Annotated in this window: 16 protein-coding genes; 13 read left to right on the top strand and 3 right to left on the bottom strand. The window is 70.2% G+C overall.

Translation table 11 applies throughout. From position 1 onward, the window contains the following. The first annotated feature begins 5 nt into the window (after positions 1-5). Positions 6-1,079, top strand: coding sequence for a peptide chain release factor 1 (gene prfA, locus ACFVTH_RS18040; RefSeq protein ID WP_387093950.1), 1,074 nt, complete (start codon positions 6-8; stop codon positions 1,077-1,079). A gap of 112 nt (positions 1,080-1,191) precedes the next feature. Further along, complete coding sequence (locus tag ACFVTH_RS18035) at positions 1,192-2,346, top strand: hypothetical protein (protein WP_387093947.1); 1,155 nt, start codon at positions 1,192-1,194, stop codon at positions 2,344-2,346. A gap of 131 nt (positions 2,347-2,477) precedes the next feature. On the opposite strand, the gene epsC is transcribed toward ACFVTH_RS18035, so the two are convergent. Both epsC and cysK read right to left on the bottom strand, forming a co-directional pair. After that, positions 2,478-3,056 carry a serine O-acetyltransferase EpsC gene (gene epsC / locus ACFVTH_RS18030; RefSeq protein WP_387093944.1) on the bottom strand — a complete coding sequence of 193 codons (579 nt, stop codon included), beginning with the start codon at positions 3,054-3,056 and terminating at the stop codon, positions 2,478-2,480. Positions 3,057-3,060: 4 nt separating this feature from the next. Then, positions 3,061-3,996, bottom strand: coding sequence for a cysteine synthase A (gene cysK / locus ACFVTH_RS18025; protein WP_386941932.1), 936 nt, complete (start codon positions 3,994-3,996; stop codon positions 3,061-3,063). 118 nt (positions 3,997-4,114) lie between these two features. Here cysK and prmC point away from each other — a divergent pair, with 118 nt between their 5' ends. Then, positions 4,115-4,963 (top strand): peptide chain release factor N(5)-glutamine methyltransferase, encoded by an 849-nt coding sequence (prmC, locus tag ACFVTH_RS18020; protein ID WP_387094235.1) that lies wholly within the window; start codon positions 4,115-4,117, stop codon positions 4,961-4,963. A 30-nt stretch (positions 4,964-4,993) separates the two neighbouring features. Here the strand turns inward: prmC and ACFVTH_RS18015 are convergent, their stop codons facing one another. Continuing rightward, the gene (locus ACFVTH_RS18015) at positions 4,994-5,965 is read right to left on the bottom strand and encodes a TetR/AcrR family transcriptional regulator (protein ID WP_387093941.1); all 972 of its coding nucleotides are present in this window, start codon (positions 5,963-5,965) and stop codon (positions 4,994-4,996) included. A 137-nt stretch (positions 5,966-6,102) separates the two neighbouring features. Between ACFVTH_RS18015 and ACFVTH_RS18010 the strand changes: the two genes are divergently transcribed. The 10 genes from ACFVTH_RS18010 to atpA all read left to right on the top strand — a co-directional run bounded on the left by ACFVTH_RS18010 (position 6,103) and on the right by atpA (position 14,838). After that, positions 6,103-7,014 (top strand): ATP-binding cassette domain-containing protein, encoded by a 912-nt coding sequence (locus tag ACFVTH_RS18010; RefSeq protein WP_387093938.1) that lies wholly within the window; start codon positions 6,103-6,105, stop codon positions 7,012-7,014. Further along, the gene (locus ACFVTH_RS18005; protein WP_387093935.1) at positions 7,011-7,841 is read left to right on the top strand and encodes an ABC transporter permease; all 831 of its coding nucleotides are present in this window, start codon (positions 7,011-7,013) and stop codon (positions 7,839-7,841) included. Before ACFVTH_RS18010 ends, ACFVTH_RS18005 begins: the two co-directional genes overlap by 4 nt. A gap of 88 nt (positions 7,842-7,929) precedes the next feature. Continuing rightward, complete coding sequence (locus ACFVTH_RS18000) at positions 7,930-8,763, top strand: L-threonylcarbamoyladenylate synthase (protein WP_387093932.1); 834 nt, start codon at positions 7,930-7,932, stop codon at positions 8,761-8,763. After that, on the top strand, positions 8,760-9,965 hold the full coding sequence (locus ACFVTH_RS17995) for an MraY family glycosyltransferase (RefSeq protein WP_386941937.1): 1,206 nt from the start codon (positions 8,760-8,762) through the stop codon (positions 9,963-9,965). Before ACFVTH_RS18000 ends, ACFVTH_RS17995 begins: the two co-directional genes overlap by 4 nt. Before the next feature lie 27 nt (positions 9,966-9,992). Continuing rightward, positions 9,993-10,475 carry a hypothetical protein gene (locus ACFVTH_RS17990; RefSeq protein ID WP_386941938.1) on the top strand — a complete coding sequence of 161 codons (483 nt, stop codon included), beginning with the start codon at positions 9,993-9,995 and terminating at the stop codon, positions 10,473-10,475. 163 nt (positions 10,476-10,638) lie between these two features. Then, positions 10,639-11,436 (top strand): F0F1 ATP synthase subunit A, encoded by a 798-nt coding sequence (atpB, locus tag ACFVTH_RS17985; RefSeq protein ID WP_386942152.1) that lies wholly within the window; start codon positions 10,639-10,641, stop codon positions 11,434-11,436. Between the two features lie 45 nt (positions 11,437-11,481). Next, a complete protein-coding gene (gene atpE, locus ACFVTH_RS17980) occupies positions 11,482-11,715 on the top strand; it encodes an ATP synthase F0 subunit C (protein WP_122937972.1) in 234 nt (77 codons plus the stop codon). A 28-nt stretch (positions 11,716-11,743) separates the two neighbouring features. Then, positions 11,744-12,307, top strand: coding sequence for a F0F1 ATP synthase subunit B (locus ACFVTH_RS17975; RefSeq protein WP_386941939.1), 564 nt, complete (start codon positions 11,744-11,746; stop codon positions 12,305-12,307). Between the two features lie 3 nt (positions 12,308-12,310). Next, on the top strand, positions 12,311-13,105 hold the full coding sequence (locus ACFVTH_RS17970; RefSeq protein ID WP_387093928.1) for a F0F1 ATP synthase subunit delta: 795 nt from the start codon (positions 12,311-12,313) through the stop codon (positions 13,103-13,105). Positions 13,106-13,197: 92 nt separating this feature from the next. After that, positions 13,198-14,838, top strand: a complete 1,641-nt coding sequence (atpA, locus tag ACFVTH_RS17965) for a F0F1 ATP synthase subunit alpha (RefSeq protein WP_387093925.1) — start codon at positions 13,198-13,200, stop codon at positions 14,836-14,838. Positions 14,839-14,874 lie beyond the last annotated feature (36 nt).

Here is a 14,874-nt window from a genome sequence, read left to right as displayed (position 1 = left end):
CTCGCGTGTTCGAATCGGTCCAGCCGCTCCTCGCCGAGCACGCGCAGCTCCAGGAGGAGCTCGCGGACCCGGCGCTGCACGCCGACGCGGCGCGCGCGAAGAAGGTCAACCGGCGCTACGCCGAGCTGAGCCGGATCGTCGCGGCGAACACGGCCTGGCACGAGGCGCAGGACGACCTCGCGGCGGCCCGTGAGCTCGCGAAGGAGGACGACGCCTTCGCGGAGGAGGTGCCGGCCCTGGAGGAGGGGCTTGCGCAGGCGCAGGAGAAGCTCCGGCGACTCCTGATCCCGCGCGACCCCGACGACGGCCGCGACGTGATCATGGAGATCAAGGGCGGCGAGGGCGGCGCGGAGAGCGCCCTCTTCGCCGCCGACCTCCTGCGCATGTACATCCAGTACGCGCAGTCGAAGGGCTGGAAGACCGAGCTCCTCGAGCGCAACGAGTCCGACCTCGGCGGCTATAAAGATGTGCAGGTCGCGATCAAGTCCAACGCGAGCGACCCGTCGCAGGGCGTCTGGGCGCACCTCAAGTACGAGGGCGGCGTGCACCGCGTACAGCGCGTGCCCGTCACCGAGACGCAGGGCCGCATCCACACCTCGACGACGGGCGTGCTCGTCTTCCCCGAGGTCGACGAGCCCGAAGAGGTCGAGATCAACCAGAACGACCTCAAGATCGACGTCTACCGCTCGTCGGGTCCCGGCGGCCAGTCGGTGAACACGACCGACTCGGCCGTGCGCATCACCCACCTCCCGACCGGCATCGTCGTCTCGATGCAGAACGAGAAGTCGCAGCTGCAGAACCGCGAGGCGGCGATGCGCGTGCTGCGCGCCCGCATCCTCGCGCGCCAGCAGGAGGAGCTCGACGCCGCGGCGTCCGACGCGCGCAAGTCGCAGATCCGCTCGATGGACCGCTCGGAGCGGATCCGCACGTACAACTTCCCCGAGAACCGCATCGCGGATCACCGCACGGGATACAAGGCGTACAACCTCGACCAGGTGATGAACGGGGCGCTCGACCCGCTCATCGAGTCGGCCATCCAGGCCGACGAGGAGGCGCAGCTCGCCGGTCGCGACGACTGATCGAGCACACGCAGATCGGATGCCACGGGGCTGACCCCGTGGCATCCATCGTTTCCGCACGTGCTCCCGCCTGCCGGCGCGAGCGCGCCCGCGCACTCGCGCCTGGCGTTGCGTGCGCCACTTCGACGACTCGTGCGCCAGCAGAAGTGGCGCAGCAGCGTCCGAACTGGCGCATCGCCACGACCGGGACTACTTCTTCACAGGTGCGGATCGGGGCGGGAGGTCGCCGGGGCCACGGCATCGGGGGCGGCTCCGCCGATGCGGCGCGAGAATTTCGGTCATGTCGACATCGCGCGCGGGCCTGTTGCCGCGCGGCGCCGGCGGGTTGATGACCTCGCGCCGCGCGGCTGACGTCGGGGTGTCCGCCGCGCTCCTCGGGGCCCGCGACGCGGGCGAACTCACGCCGGTGCGCCGCGGCGTCTACCTCGAATCCGAGCGCCTCGCCCGGTTGTCCTGGATCGAGATGCACCGTGCGCGGGCGCTCGCGGTCGCCGAGCAGCGGCCGGGCGTGGTGTTCGCCGGAATCACCGCAGCGGTGCTCACCGGATCGCCGGTCGTGGGACGAGAGGCTTCAGACGTCGTCGTGCTCGCGGCTTCACGCTCCGGTCGCCGCCGCAACGGCGTCGTGGAGATCGTCAGGCGGCCGCAGGCGGAGTTCATGCGCTCGGCGGACGGCGCAACGGTCACCGGGCTCGTCGACACGCTGATCGAGGTTTCGCGGAGCTGCCCACTGCTGACCGCACTGGCGATGGTCGATGCAGCGCTCTACGTTCCCCGGTTCGGTGGCGAGCCGTACTGCACGATCGGCCGATTGCGCGCCGCGTTCGCTTCGATGCTGCCGTTCCCGGGCAGTCGGCGGGTCGCAGCGGTGCTCGATCGTGCGACCGACCGCTCGGAGACTCCGCTCGAGTCGCTCAGCCGCCATCGGATCGAGGAGCTCGGCTTCCCACCTCCGCAGTTGCAGTTCCAAGTGACCCGACGCACGGGCGCGATCGCCCACCTCGATTTCGCCTGGCCCGAACACGCGGTCTGGGGTGAGGCCGATGGCGACGGCAAGTATCTCGGCACCGCGCGACGTAGGGGCGATCGGCGCTCCGTCGCTGAGATCGTGGGAGCGGAGAAGCGTCGGGAGGACGAGGTGCGCGCCGCAACGGGCTGGCGATGCGCCCGGTGGGACTGGGGCCAGGCGTGGCGCACGCACGAGCTTCGCGACATCCTGATCGACGCGGGTCTGCCCAGGTCGACCGGCCGACGAATCAACGGTTGAGGCGCATTGGCTCTCGCACGCGAGGTCTGGGGTCTGCGCCACTTCTGCCGCCTCTGCGCCAGCCGTCGTGGCGCGAAGGCTCCAGAAGTGGCGCAGACCGAATGCGCGAGGCGCACGGGCGGCCGCGGGCCTCAGATGTGCCAGTCGTGCACGCCGCGGGCGGCGTCGGCGGTCTGGTGCGAGAGCGGTCGCACCGTCGCGGGCACGCCGACGACGAGCGAGTGCGGGGGAGCGCTTCGGGTGACGACGGCATTCGCGCCGACCGCGCTCCACGCGCCGATCGTGATGTCGCCGAGGATCTTAGCGCCGGCGCCGACGGTGACGCCGTCGTCGAGGGTCGGGTGGCGCTTCGTGCCGGGCGGGGTGTTGCGCGGGGCCTTCCCGCCGAGCGTGACCCCGTGGTAGAGCATGACGTCGTCGCCGATGACGGCCGTCTCGCCGATCACGACGCCCATGCCGTGGTCGATGAAGAAGCGACGGCCGATGGTCGCCCCGGGGTGGATCTCGATGCCGGTGAGGAATCTCGTCAGCTGCGAGATCACCCGGGCCGGGAACCGCCACCGCGCCCGCCACAGGCGATGGGCGAGGCGGTACGCCCAGATCGCGTGGAGGCCCGAATACACGAGGAAGACCTCGAGACCGCTCCGTGCAGCGGGGTCGTGCGCACGGGCGGTCGCGAGGTCTTCTCTCAGGCGTCTGAACATCGGCACCTGATCAGTCAAGCAGACCCTCGTACAGGACGGTCGACAGGTAGCGCTCGCCGTAGCTGGCGACGATGACGACGATCGTCTTGCCGTCGTTCTCGGGGCGCTTGGCGAGCTCGAGCGCGGCGTGCACCGTCGCACCCGAGGAGATGCCGCCGAGGATGCCCTCCTGCGTGCCGAGCAGGCGCGCCGTCGCGACGGCCTGGTCGATGTTCACGTCGATGATCTCGTCGTAGACGTCGCGGTCGAGGATGTCGGGCACGAAGTTCGCGCCGATGCCCTGGATCTTGTGGGGGCCGGGGGCGCCGCCGTTGAGGATGGGCGACTCGGCGGGCTCGACGCCGACCACCTTCACGCCCGGCTTGCGCTCCTTGAGCACCTGGCCGGTGCCCGAGAGGGTGCCGCCGGTGCCGATGCCCGAGACGAAGATGTCGACGCCGCCGTCGGTGTCGTTCCACACCTCTTCGGCGGTCGTGCGGCGGTGGATCTCGACGTTCGCCTCGTTCTCGAACTGGCGGGCGAGGATCGCGCCGGGAGTCGCGGCGGCGATCTCCTCGGCCTTCGCGACCGCGCCCTTCATGCCCTCGGAGCCGGGCGTCAGCACGAGCTCGGCGCCGTAGGCCTTGAGCAGCGACTTGCGCTCCTTCGACATGGTCTCGGGCATGGCGAGGATCACCTTGTAGCCGCGCGCCGCGCCGATGAGGGCGAGGGCGATGCCCGTGTTGCCGCTCGTGCCCTCGACGATGGTGCCGCCGGGCTGCAGCGCGCCCGAGGCCTCGGCGGCGTCGACGATGCCCACGCCGAGGCGGTCCTTCACGCTCGCGGAGGGGTTGTAGAACTCGAGCTTCGCGAGCACGGTCGCGCCGGCCCCCTCGGTGAGGCGGTTCAGGCGCACGAGCGGGGTGCGACCGAAGGCCTGCGTGATGTTGTCGTAGATCTGAGCCATGGGCAGGCCTTTCTCGAGGGGCGGTGCGGGCGCCTTCAGCCTATTGGGGCGGCCGGGGCGGTGGGGGTGCGTTACATTCCATTGCGTGGATGCACCAGAGGACCAGGCCGCCCGACCGCTGCGCGAGGTGCGCGACGAGCTCGTCAGGACGCTCGCCGCGGCAGGGGTGCCCGACCCCGAGGTCGACGCCGAACTCCTCATCGGCCACGTGCTCGGACTCAGTCGCGGCGGAGTGCAGGCGCGCCTCGTGATCGGCGGCGGGCTCTCGGCGGCGGATGCCGCGGAGCTGGCCGCGCTCGCCGAGCGTCGTGCCCGGCGCGAGCCGCTGCAGCACCTCACGGGGCGGGCCGCGTTCCGTTCGCTCGAGCTCGCGGTGGGGCCGGGGGTGTTCGTGCCGCGCCCCGAGACCGAGGGCGTCGCCCAGATCGGCATCGACGCACTGCGCGCGGTCGCCGACCCCGAGCCGATCGGCATCGACCTCGGCTCGGGCAGCGGCGCGATCGCGCTCGCCCTCGCGACCGAGGTGCCGCACGCGAAGGTGTGGGCGGTCGAGAACTCGCCCGAGGCCTTCCCGTGGACGCGGCGCAACGTCGACGAGGTCGGCGCGCCGAACCTCGAGCTCGTGTTCGGCGACCTCGCGACCGCACTGCCCGAGCTCGACGGCCGGGTGTCGGTCGTGGTCTCCAACCCGCCGTACATCCCGCTGGGCGCGATTCCCCGAGACCCCGAGGTGCGGCTGTACGACCCCGAGCGTGCGCTCTACGGGGGAGCCGACGGCCTCGACGTCGTGCGGGTGCTCTCGCAGCGCGCGCTCGCACTGCTGCGGCCGGGCGGCATGCTGGTGATCGAGCACGGCGAGGCGCAGTCGGCCGAGATCGCGGCGCTGCTCGAGGCCGACGGATGGCGCGCCGTCGCGCATCACCGCGACCTGACGGGGCGCGACCGCGCGACGACCGCGCTCCGCTGAGCGCGGAGTCGGTCGCCGCTCGGCCGGCGCCTACCTGTGCTTCTCGCGCTCGAGGGCGTGCTTGATCGACTCGCGCTCGCGCTTCTGCGCCTCGCGCAGCGCCTTCTGCGCCTCGCGCACCGCCTTCTCGGCCTCGCGCCTCGCCTTCGCGGCCTCGCGCACCTTGGGGTCGCGCGGGAGGTCGAGCTGCGCGGGCAGCTCGGCGAGCGGTTCGGGAGCCTCGGGCGACGGCCCTCCGAGGCGGTCGACGTGATGCTCGATGCCGTCGAGGATGCGGAGGAGCCCGAATGAGAAGTCGTCGTCGGTGTCGCCCGGGTGGGTGCCCGGCTCGGCGACGTAGCCGCCGGCCGCCAGCAGCGGGCTCAGGTGGGGGAACCGCTCGGGGGTGACGAGCTCGGTCAGTGCGGCGAAGGCGTTCTCGCCGGTGACGTCGGCCGGGTCGTCGGCGGCGAGGGCGGCGGCGCGCAGGTCGCGGTCCTGTGCGCTCGTGGCACGCGCGTAGCTCGTGAGCAGGAGGAGCGCCGACATCTTCTCGCCGTCGCTCAGCGGGAGTTCGCGCACCTCGCCGAGGAACCAGTCGACGATGAGCAGGCTGTTCGGCGTGATCGGCGCCCCGGAGATCGGGATGTCGACGAGCCACGGGTGCTCGCGGTACGCCGCCCGCATCGCGAGCACCCAGGCGGTCACCCCCTCGCGCCAGCTGCGCTGCACGGACTCGTCGGGCACGGGCGGCTCTACCGCGCCCTCCTGCATGAGCAGGATCAGGTCGTCCTTGCTCGTGACGTAGCGGTAGAGCGACATCGTCGTGAAGCCGAGGGAGGCCGCGACGCGGCTCATCGAGACGGCGCCGAGCCCCTCGGCGTCGGCGATCTCGATCGCGGCGTCGACGATGCGCTCGATCGAGAGCTCGCGCTTGGGCCCGCGCTGCGGGTGCGCGGCCACGCCCCAGGCCAGCGCGACGCCGCGGGGGAGTTCGGGGTCGGCTCGCAGTTCGTCGCTCATCGGGCTCCAGTTCGTGGGTGCTTGACGACAGTCTAGAACTGTGTATTACTTAAACAACAGTGCATCACATAAACAGTTTGCGCCATACGCAGCCGACTGAGGCTCCGGTGCAGACCCGAGACGAACGGAGTACAGCGATGGAACTCGCCATCGACGTCCGCGGTCTCCGCAAGCAGTTCGGCCGCACCGAGGTGCTCGCGGGGCTCGACCTCGCCGTGCCGCGGGGGAGCGTCTTCGCGCTCCTCGGGCCGAACGGGGCGGGCAAGACCACGACGATCAACATCCTCACGACCCTCGTCGCACCCGACGCCGGCACCGCCGTCGTCGCGGGGCACGACGTCGCACGGCGGCCGGGCGAGGTGCAGCAGCGCATCGCGCTCACCGGCCAGTCGGCCGCCGTCGACGAGGTGCTCACCGCCACCGAGAACCTCGTCATGCTGGGCCGGCTCTCGGGACTCTCCCGGCGCGCGGCGAAGGCGAGGGCTGACGAGCTCGTGCGGCGCTTCGACCTCGAGGCGGCCGCGAACCGCCGCGTCGGCACCTACTCGGGGGGCATGCGCCGGCGCCTCGACCTGGCCCTCAGCCTCGTCGTCGACGTGCCCGTGCTGTTCCTCGACGAACCGACGACCGGCCTCGACACCCGCAGTCGCCAGGAGCTCTGGGCGGTCATCCGCACCCTCGCCGACGCCGGTACCACGGTGTTCCTCACGACCCAGTACCTCGAGGAGGCCGACCGCCTCGCCGACCGCATCGCCGTGCTCGACCGGGGCCGGGTCGCCGCCGAGGGCACGGCCGACGAGCTCAAGGCCCGCATCGGCGGCGACGTCGTCGAGCTGCGCGACGCCGACGGCGTGCTCGTCCGCGAGATCCCGACCGACGGCACCGTGCACGGCCTGCGTGCGGCCGTCGACGAGCTCGACCGTTCCTCGATCGCGACCGGCGCCGACGGCGTTCAGGTCTCGATCCGCCGTCCGAGCCTCGACGACGTGTTCCTCGCGATCACGGCCGGCGCCGAGGCATCCACCCCCGAGCTCATGGAGTCGAGATGACCACCGCGACCGCGCCCACGACGGCGCACCCGCCCGCACCCGCGACCGCACCCGCCCTCCGCCCGCGCCTGCGCGGCCTCGCCGCCGAGCGTGTCTTCATCGGGCGGAGCCTCATCCACTCCGTCCGCGACGTCGAGGCGCTCCTCATGGCGGTCGTGCTGCCGACGATGCTCATGCTGCTGTTCACCTTCGTGTTCGGCAACGCGATCGACCCCTCGGGCGGCTACGTCGACTACGTCGTGCCCGGCATCATCCTGCTCTGCGCCGGATTCGGCGCCTCGGGCACCGCGATCTCCGTGTCGCGCGACATGACGACCGGCATCATCGACCGCTTCCGCACGATGCCGCTGCGCAGCGGCGCGGTGCTGACGGGCCACGTCGTCGAGAGCCTCGTGCGCAACCTCATCGCGACGGCCGTGGTGATCGGGGTCGCGCTCCTCGTCGGGTTCAGCCCGACCGCGACGCCGCTGGAGTGGCTCGGCGTCATCGGCGTCGTCGCGCTCTACATCCTCGCGATCACCTACCTGTTCGCGGCGATCGGCCTCGCCGCCGCCTCGCCCGAGGCGGCGAGCGGCTACGGCTTCATCCTGTTGTTCCTGCCCTACCTGTCGAGCGCCTTCGTGCCGGTCGACACGATGCCCGAGTGGCTCCAGTGGATCGCGGAGAACCAGCCCATCACGCCGGTGATCGAGACGATCCGCTCGCTCCTGCTCGGCACCCCGATGGGCGACTCGGCATGGTGGGCGGTCGGCTGGTGCGCGCTCATCATCGTCGTCGCGGCGGTCTGGGGGGCGTGGCTGTTCCGTCGCAAGGCGGGTCGTCGCTGAGCGATCCGCCGGCCGGCCGGATGCCCCGGGCCGCACTCGGCCCGGGGCATCCGAACGCCCGGCCGGGCTGGTCTAGAATCGGCAGGTCATGACTGCCATCTACGACTGCTCGGTCGACTCCCAGTTGCTCACCGGCATGCGACTCGCCCGCGGGGCGATCGGGCGCGGCGAACTCGTCGTCATCCCGACCGACACGGTCTACGGCGTCGCTGCCGACGCCTTCGACGCGAAGGCCGTCGCCCGCCTCCTCGAGGCGAAGGGTCGCGAGCGCACCTCGCCGCCGCCGGTGCTGATCCCCGGCCTGCCGACGCTCGACGCCCTCGCGAGCGAGGTGCCGCCCGCCGTGCGCGACCTCGTCGGCGAGTTCTGGCCGGGCGGGCTCACGGTCATCCTCCGCGCGCAGCCCTCGCTGCAGTGGGATCTCGGCGAGACCCGCGGCACGGTCGCGCTGCGCATGCCCGCCAACCCGATCGCCCTCGAACTGCTCTCCGAGACGGGCCCGCTCGCGGTCTCCTCGGCGAACCTCTCGGGCCTGCCGTCGGCGACGACGGCCGCCGGCGCGGAGGAGATGCTCGGCGAGTCGGTCGCCGTCTACCTCGACGGCGGCGAGGCCGGCTCGGGCTACGAGGCGATCGGCGAGCGCCCGGGCGACACCTCCTCGACGATCGTGGATGCCACGGGCCTCGGCGAGCACGGGGGAGTGCTGCGGATCGTCCGCGCCGGGGTGATCTCGCGCGAGCGCATCGCCGCGGTCGTCGGCGAGGAGCTGCTCGAGCCCGAGCGCGCCGCGGTCGCCGAGGCGGGCTCCGACCCGGCGGCAGCCGAGGGGACCGCATCGACTGAGGCCGCCCCCGGGTCGGACGGTCCCGAGGCATCCGTACCCGCGGGCGACGCCGATGAGGCGGGCACCGCCGCCTCATGACCCTCTTCCTCTCGCTCGCGCTGCTGGCCGCGCTGGTCACCTTCGGCGGCTCGATCGTCGTCTGGAAGCTCAGCCTGAAGTACCGGCTGTACCCGAAGATCCGCGAGCGCGACGTGCACACCCGGCCGACCCCGCGGCTCGGCGGCATCGCGATGTTCGTCGGCATCGTCGTCGCGATCGGGGCGGCGGCCTTCGTGTCGAGCCTCGGGGTGTCGCGGTTCTCGAACGTCTCGATCATCTTCGAGAACCCGGGGCAGATGCTCGCGATCCTCGGGGCCGCGCTCCTCATCGTGGCGATGGGCGTCGCCGACGACATCTGGGACCTCGACTGGACGACGAAGCTCGCGGGCCAGTTCATCGCCGGCGGGCTCATCGCCTGGCAGGGCGTCACGATCGTGTCGCTGCCGATCGCCGGCATCACGCTCATCCCGTCGTGGCTGAGCGCCACCATCACCGTCTTCGTCATCGTGCTCGTGATGAACGCGGTCAACTTCATCGACGGGCTCGACGGGCTCGTGGCGGGCGTCTCGCTCATCGCCAACGGCGTGTTCTTCCTCTACACGTACCTCCTCGTGCAGCAGACCTCGCCGCTCAACTACTTCAACCTCGCGTCGCTCCTCGCGGTCATCGTGGTCGGCGCGTGCGCGGGCTTCCTGCCGCTGAACTGGCACCCGGCCAAGCTCTTCATGGGCGACGCCGGCGCGCTGCTCATCGGACTCCTGACCGCAACCGCGGCGATCGCCGTGACGGGCACGATCAACCCGGCGAGCGTCGGCTTCGAGAACCTGTTCGCCGCCTTCATCCCGATCCTGCTGCCGTTCGTGGTGCTCGTGATCCCGCTGCTCGACTTCGGGCTCGCCGTCGTGCGGCGCCTGAGCGCCGGCAAGTCGCCCTTCGCCGCCGACCGCAAGCACCTGCACCACCGCCTGCTCGACATGGGGCACTCGCATCTGAACGCCGTGCTCATCCTCTACGGGTGGACGGCGGTCGCCAGCGTCGGGTGCCTCCTCACCTACGTGCTGCCGACGTACTTCGGCGTCGACAGCGCGTGGGCGTTCGTCTTCCTCGGCGTCGGCTTCCTCGTCTGCGCCGTGATCACGCTCGCGCCGCTCGGCCGTCGCAAGCGCCTCACGATCGCCGCGGAGGAGCGCCCCGCGACGACTCCGGCCGCGGCCGACGAACTCGAAGGTCCGGCTCGGTAGAATCGGGCGACCCCCGACTGGAGCATGATGACCGACGCACGTCCCGCACAGCCCGCCGACCGCACGCCGACCTCGAACCCGGTGCTCCGCCGCGCCCTCGCCTGGGGCGGCCTGCTCGCCGCGGTGATCCTCGTGGTGAGCTCGGTGCTCGGCCTCGTCTTCGCCGGCCTCCCCGGCCTCTGGGGCGCCCTCATCGGCACCACCATGGCGGTGGTGTTCATGGGCATCACCGCGGCGAGCATCCTCCTCGCCAACCGCTTCTCGGGCAGCGACCTGTTCGTGGGCGCGTTCTTCGGCATCGTGCTCGGCGGGTGGCTCCTGAAGTTCATCGTCTTCATCGTGCTCGTCGTGCTCCTGCGGGATGCCGCGTGGCTCGACACGACCGTGCTGTTCCTGAGCCTCGTGGCGGGCGTCCTGGCCTCGCTCGTGGTCGACGTGCTCGTCGTCGCGAAGTCCCGTCTGCCCTACGCGAGCGACGTCGAACTGCCGAAAGCACCCGAAGACGACTGAACCGGGTTCTGAATTCGTCTGCTCGTAGAAGTCTTGCTAGAGTATTCCCGATCCCCCCACGGTTCTGCCGCCATCACGCATGGGCGAACCGAGGTCCATGTTCGTCGTCGCGAGAGCCGAGCTCCACGCCCCGAAACAGGAGAAAGCGCTGCTAGCACACGCTCTGAACCTGCTGGTTCCGACTGCCACCGAAGACGGTGAGTTCCACGGTCCGTCGATCGACGAGTTCTTCCCGGGTCCGTTGCTCTTCGAAGACACCCCCTTCGAGATCAACCGCATCATCCTGGTGCGCTGGGTCGCGGTCATCGCGCTCTTCCTGGTGTTCTGGCTCGCGACCCGTCGCATGAAGGTCGTCCCCGGCCGCTTCCAGAGCCTCGTCGAGATGGGTCTCGACATGGTTCGCGTCAACATCGCCGACGACCTGCTCGGCAAGAAGGACGGCAAGCGGTTCCTGCCGATCCTCACGACGATGTTCTTCATGATCCTGTTCATGAACCTGACCGGTGTCATCCCGTTCCTGAACATCGCCGGCACCTCCGTCATCGGCGTGCCGCTCGTGCTCGCGATCGTCGCGTACATCACCTTCATCTACGCGGGCGTCAAGAAGAGCCCCAAGAACTTCTTCAAGAACTCGCTGTTCCCCGCGGGTGTGCCGTGGCCGGTGTACATCATCGTCACGCCGATCGAGTTCATCTCGACCTTCATCATCCGGCCCATCACGCTGACCCTGCGACTCATGATGAACATGATCGTCGGTCACCTCCTGCTCGTGCTCTTCTTCGCAGCCACGCAGTTCTTCGTCTTCCAGCTCAGCGGCTGGTGGACCATCGTCGGCGCCGGCACCCTGGCCTTCGGACTCGCGTTCACGCTGTTCGAGGTCCTCGTCGCCGTCCTGCAGGCCTACGTCTTCGCACTTCTCACCGCGGTCTACATCCAGCTCGCGGTCGCAGAAGAGCACTGAGCCCGGGCACCCGCCCAGAACATTCCCTAAGAAAGGAAACCCAACGTGGACGCAACCACCGTTCTCGCCGCCCTTGATGGAAACATCGCGACCGTCGGTTACGGCCTCGCGGCGATCGGCCCGGCCATCGGCGTGGGCATCGTCGTCGGCAAGACCATCGAAGGCGTCGCTCGCCAGCCCGAGCTGGCCGGCCGCCTCCAGGTCCTGATGTGGATCGGTATCGCCTTCACCGAGGCGCTCGCCTTCATCGGCATCGCGACCTACTTCATCTTCGTCTGATCCACCCGCCGCAACTGAGGAGGCCAATGTGCTTCATGCAGTACTGAGCGCTGCAACCGAGGGTGGCGAGACCCACAGCCCGGTGATTCCGGAGTGGTACGACATCATCTGGTCGTCGGTCTGCTTCGTCATCATCCTCGTCTTCTTCTGGAAGTACGTGCTCCCGCGCGTCCAGAAGCTGCTCGACGAGCGTGCTGAGGCGATCGAGGGCAACATCGCGAAGGCCGACGAGGCCCAGCGCAAGGCCGAGGCCGCCCTCGAGGAGTACACGGCGCAGCTCGCCGACGCCCGCACCGAGGCCGGTCGCATCCGCGAGACGGCCCGCGAGGACGGCAAGAAGATCGTCGCCGAGGCGAAGGACACCGCCACTGCCGAGGCCGCCCGCGTCACCGCGAGCGCCCAGGCGCAGATCGAGGCCGAGCGCCAGACCGCGCTCGTCTCGCTCCGCTCCGAGGTCGGCACCCTGGCGATCGACCTCGCCTCCGGCGTGATCGGCGAGTCGCTCTCCGACGACGCGAAGGCGACCGCGGTCGTCGACCGCTTCCTCGCCGACCTGGAGGCCTCAGAGGCCACCGCCGGAGGGAAGAAGTAACCCATGGGTAGCGCTACGAGAGAGGCCCTGGCCGGGTCGCGGGCTGCGCTCGCCGAGCTCGGCCGGGCCGAGCTTGACGTCGCCGAGGGCCTCCTCGCCGCCGGCCGGGTGATCGGGTCGTCGTCGCAGCTGCGCACGGCGCTCACCGACGCCGAAGCGGATGCCTCGCAGAAGCGCGCGCTCATCGAGCGCGTCTTCGGCGAGCAGCTGCCTGGCGCCGCGGTGTCGCTGGTCGTCACCGCAGCGTCGAGCCGCTGGTCCTCCGGCGAGGACTTCCTCGCCGGCCTCGAGGACCTCGGCTACCGCATCGCGGCCGACTCGGCAGCGAAGGGCGTCGACATCGACGCCGAGCTCTTCGCGTTCGACCGTGCGGTCGCGTCCGACTCCGAACTCGAGCTCGCGCTCGGGTCGAAGCTCAGTGCGGCCGACGCCAAGACGAAGGTGGTCGACCGGCTGCTCGGCGGCAAGGCCGCACCGCAGACCGTCGCGATCGTGCGGCACCTCGTGCAGCAGCCCCGTGGTCGTCGTATCGGCGAAGCCCTTCGGCACGCGGCATCCGTCGTCGCCGACCAGCGCGGCTTCGACATCGCGACCGTGACCTCGGCCGCACCGCTCTCGGCCGAGCAGCTCGCCCGGCTCGAGCAGGGCCTCTCGGCCCAGTCCGGCCGCCCCATCCGATTCGACACGATCGTCGATCCCGCCGTCCTCGGCGGGGTCCGCGTCCAGATCGGCGACGACGTCATCGACGGCAGCGTCGCCAGCCGCCTCAGCTCCCTGCGGCAGAAGCTTGCCGGCTGACGCCGGTTGAAACCACGACCGGCGTCCAGCGCCGCCAGACAAACACACTGCATCCGGTGCCCATGAGGCTCGGCCCAGAAAAGGAAATGGCAATGGCAGAACTCTCCATCAGCCCCGACGAGATCCGTTCGGCTCTCTCGGAGTTCGTCTCGTCGTACGAGCCGGGCCAGGCGCAGAAGACCGAAGTCGGCTACGTCACCGACGCCGGCGACGGCATCGCCCACGTCGGGGGCCTGCCCTCCGTCATGGCGAACGAGCTCGTGCGCTTCGCGGACGGCACGCTCGGCCTCGCGCAGAACCTCGACGAAGACGAGATCGGCGTCGTCGTGCTCGGCGAGTTCACCGGCATCGAAGAGGGTATGGAGGTGACCCGCACGGGCGAGGTCCTCTCCGTGCCCGTCGGCGAGGGCTACCTCGGCCGTGTCGTCGACCCGCTCGGCAACCCGATCGATGGCCTCGGCGAGATCACCGGCATCGAGGGCCGCCGCGCCCTCGAGCTCCAGGCGCCCGGCGTCATGCAGCGCAAGTCGGTGCACGAGCCGCTCCAGACCGGCATCAAGGCCATCGACGCGATGATCCCCGTCGGCCGCGGCCAGCGTCAGCTCATCATCGGCGACCGCCAGACCGGCAAGACGGCCATCGCGATCGACACGATCATCAACCAGAAGGCCAACTGGGAGTCGGGCGACGTCAACAAGCAGGTCCGCTGCATCTACGTCGCGATCGGCCAGAAGGGCTCGACCATCGCCTCGGTGAAGGGCGCCCTGGAAGACGCCGGTGCGATGGAGTACACCACCATCGTCGCCGCTCCGGCCTCCGACCCCGCCGGCTTCAAGTACCTCGCGCCGTACACGGGCTCGGCCATCGGCCAGCACTGGATGTACGACTCGAAGCACGTCCTCATCATCTTCGACGACCTGTCGAAGCAGGCCGAGGCGTACCGCGCCGTGTCGCTCCTCCTCCGTCGTCCGCCGGGACGCGAGGCGTACCCCGGTGACGTCTTCTACCTGCACTCGCGTCTGCTCGAGCGTTGCGCCAAGCTCTCCGACGAGCTCGGTGCCGGCTCGATGACGGGTCTGCCGATCATCGAGACCAAGGCCAACGACGTCTCGGCGTACATCCCGACCAACGTGATCTCGATCACCGACGGCCAGATCTTCCTCCAGTCCGACCTCTTCAACGCGAACCAGCGCCCGGCCGTCGACGTCGGCATCTCGGTCTCGCGAGTCGGTGGTGACGCGCAGGTCAAGTCGATCAAGTCGGTCTCGGGCACGCTGAAGCTCGAGCTCGCCCAGTACCGCTCGCTCGAGGCCTTCGCGATGTTCGCGTCCGACCTCGACGCCGCGAGCCGTCGTCAGCTCGCACGCGGTGCGCGCCTGACCGAGCTGCTCAAGCAGCCGCAGTACTCGCCCTTCCCCGTCGAGGACCAGGTCGTCTCGATCTGGGCCGGCACGAAGGGCCACCTCGACGAGGTGCCCGTTGAGGACATCCTGCGCTTCGAGAGCGAGTTCCTCGACTACCTGCGTCGCAACACCGACGTGTTCGACGTGCTGCGCGCGACGAACAAGCTCGAGGACGAGACCATCCAGAAGCTCGAGTCGTCGGTCGCGACCTTCAAGACCGAGTTCCAGACCGGCGAGGGCAAGCCGCTCGCCTCGGTCGGGTCGGAGCAGTTCGAGGCCATCGCCGCGGAAGACGTCAACCAGGAGAAGATCGTCAAGGCTCGCCGCTAGGCGCCTGACGATCTGAACCGCTGACGTTAGGGATAC

This window comes from Agromyces sp. NPDC058104 (assembly GCF_042884835.1).
In the GTDB taxonomy this organism is placed as follows: Bacteria; Actinomycetota; Actinomycetes; order Actinomycetales; family Microbacteriaceae; genus Agromyces.
The sequence above is the reverse complement of the archived record's forward strand: the minus strand, read 5'-3'. Positions and strand labels throughout refer to the sequence as shown.

Excerpts from the sequence above, each read along its gene's own strand:
- cysK (WP_386941932.1), bottom strand. The coding sequence starts at position 3,996 with ATGGCTCAGATCTACGACAACATCACGCAGGCCTTCGGTCGCACCCCG.
- ACFVTH_RS18015 (WP_387093941.1), bottom strand. The coding sequence starts at position 5,965 with ATGAGCGACGAACTGCGAGCCGACCCCGAACTCCCCCGCGGCGTCGCG.
- ACFVTH_RS18010 (WP_387093938.1), top strand. The coding sequence starts at position 6,103 with ATGGAACTCGCCATCGACGTCCGCGGTCTCCGCAAGCAGTTCGGCCGC.
- ACFVTH_RS18005 (WP_387093935.1), top strand. The coding sequence starts at position 7,011 with ATGACCACCGCGACCGCGCCCACGACGGCGCACCCGCCCGCACCCGCG.
- ACFVTH_RS18000 (WP_387093932.1), top strand. The coding sequence starts at position 7,930 with ATGACTGCCATCTACGACTGCTCGGTCGACTCCCAGTTGCTCACCGGC.
- ACFVTH_RS17995 (WP_386941937.1), top strand. The coding sequence starts at position 8,760 with ATGACCCTCTTCCTCTCGCTCGCGCTGCTGGCCGCGCTGGTCACCTTC.
- ACFVTH_RS17990 (WP_386941938.1), top strand. The coding sequence starts at position 9,993 with ATGACCGACGCACGTCCCGCACAGCCCGCCGACCGCACGCCGACCTCG.
- ACFVTH_RS17970 (WP_387093928.1), top strand. The coding sequence starts at position 12,311 with ATGGGTAGCGCTACGAGAGAGGCCCTGGCCGGGTCGCGGGCTGCGCTC.
- atpA (WP_387093925.1), top strand. The coding sequence starts at position 13,198 with ATGGCAGAACTCTCCATCAGCCCCGACGAGATCCGTTCGGCTCTCTCG.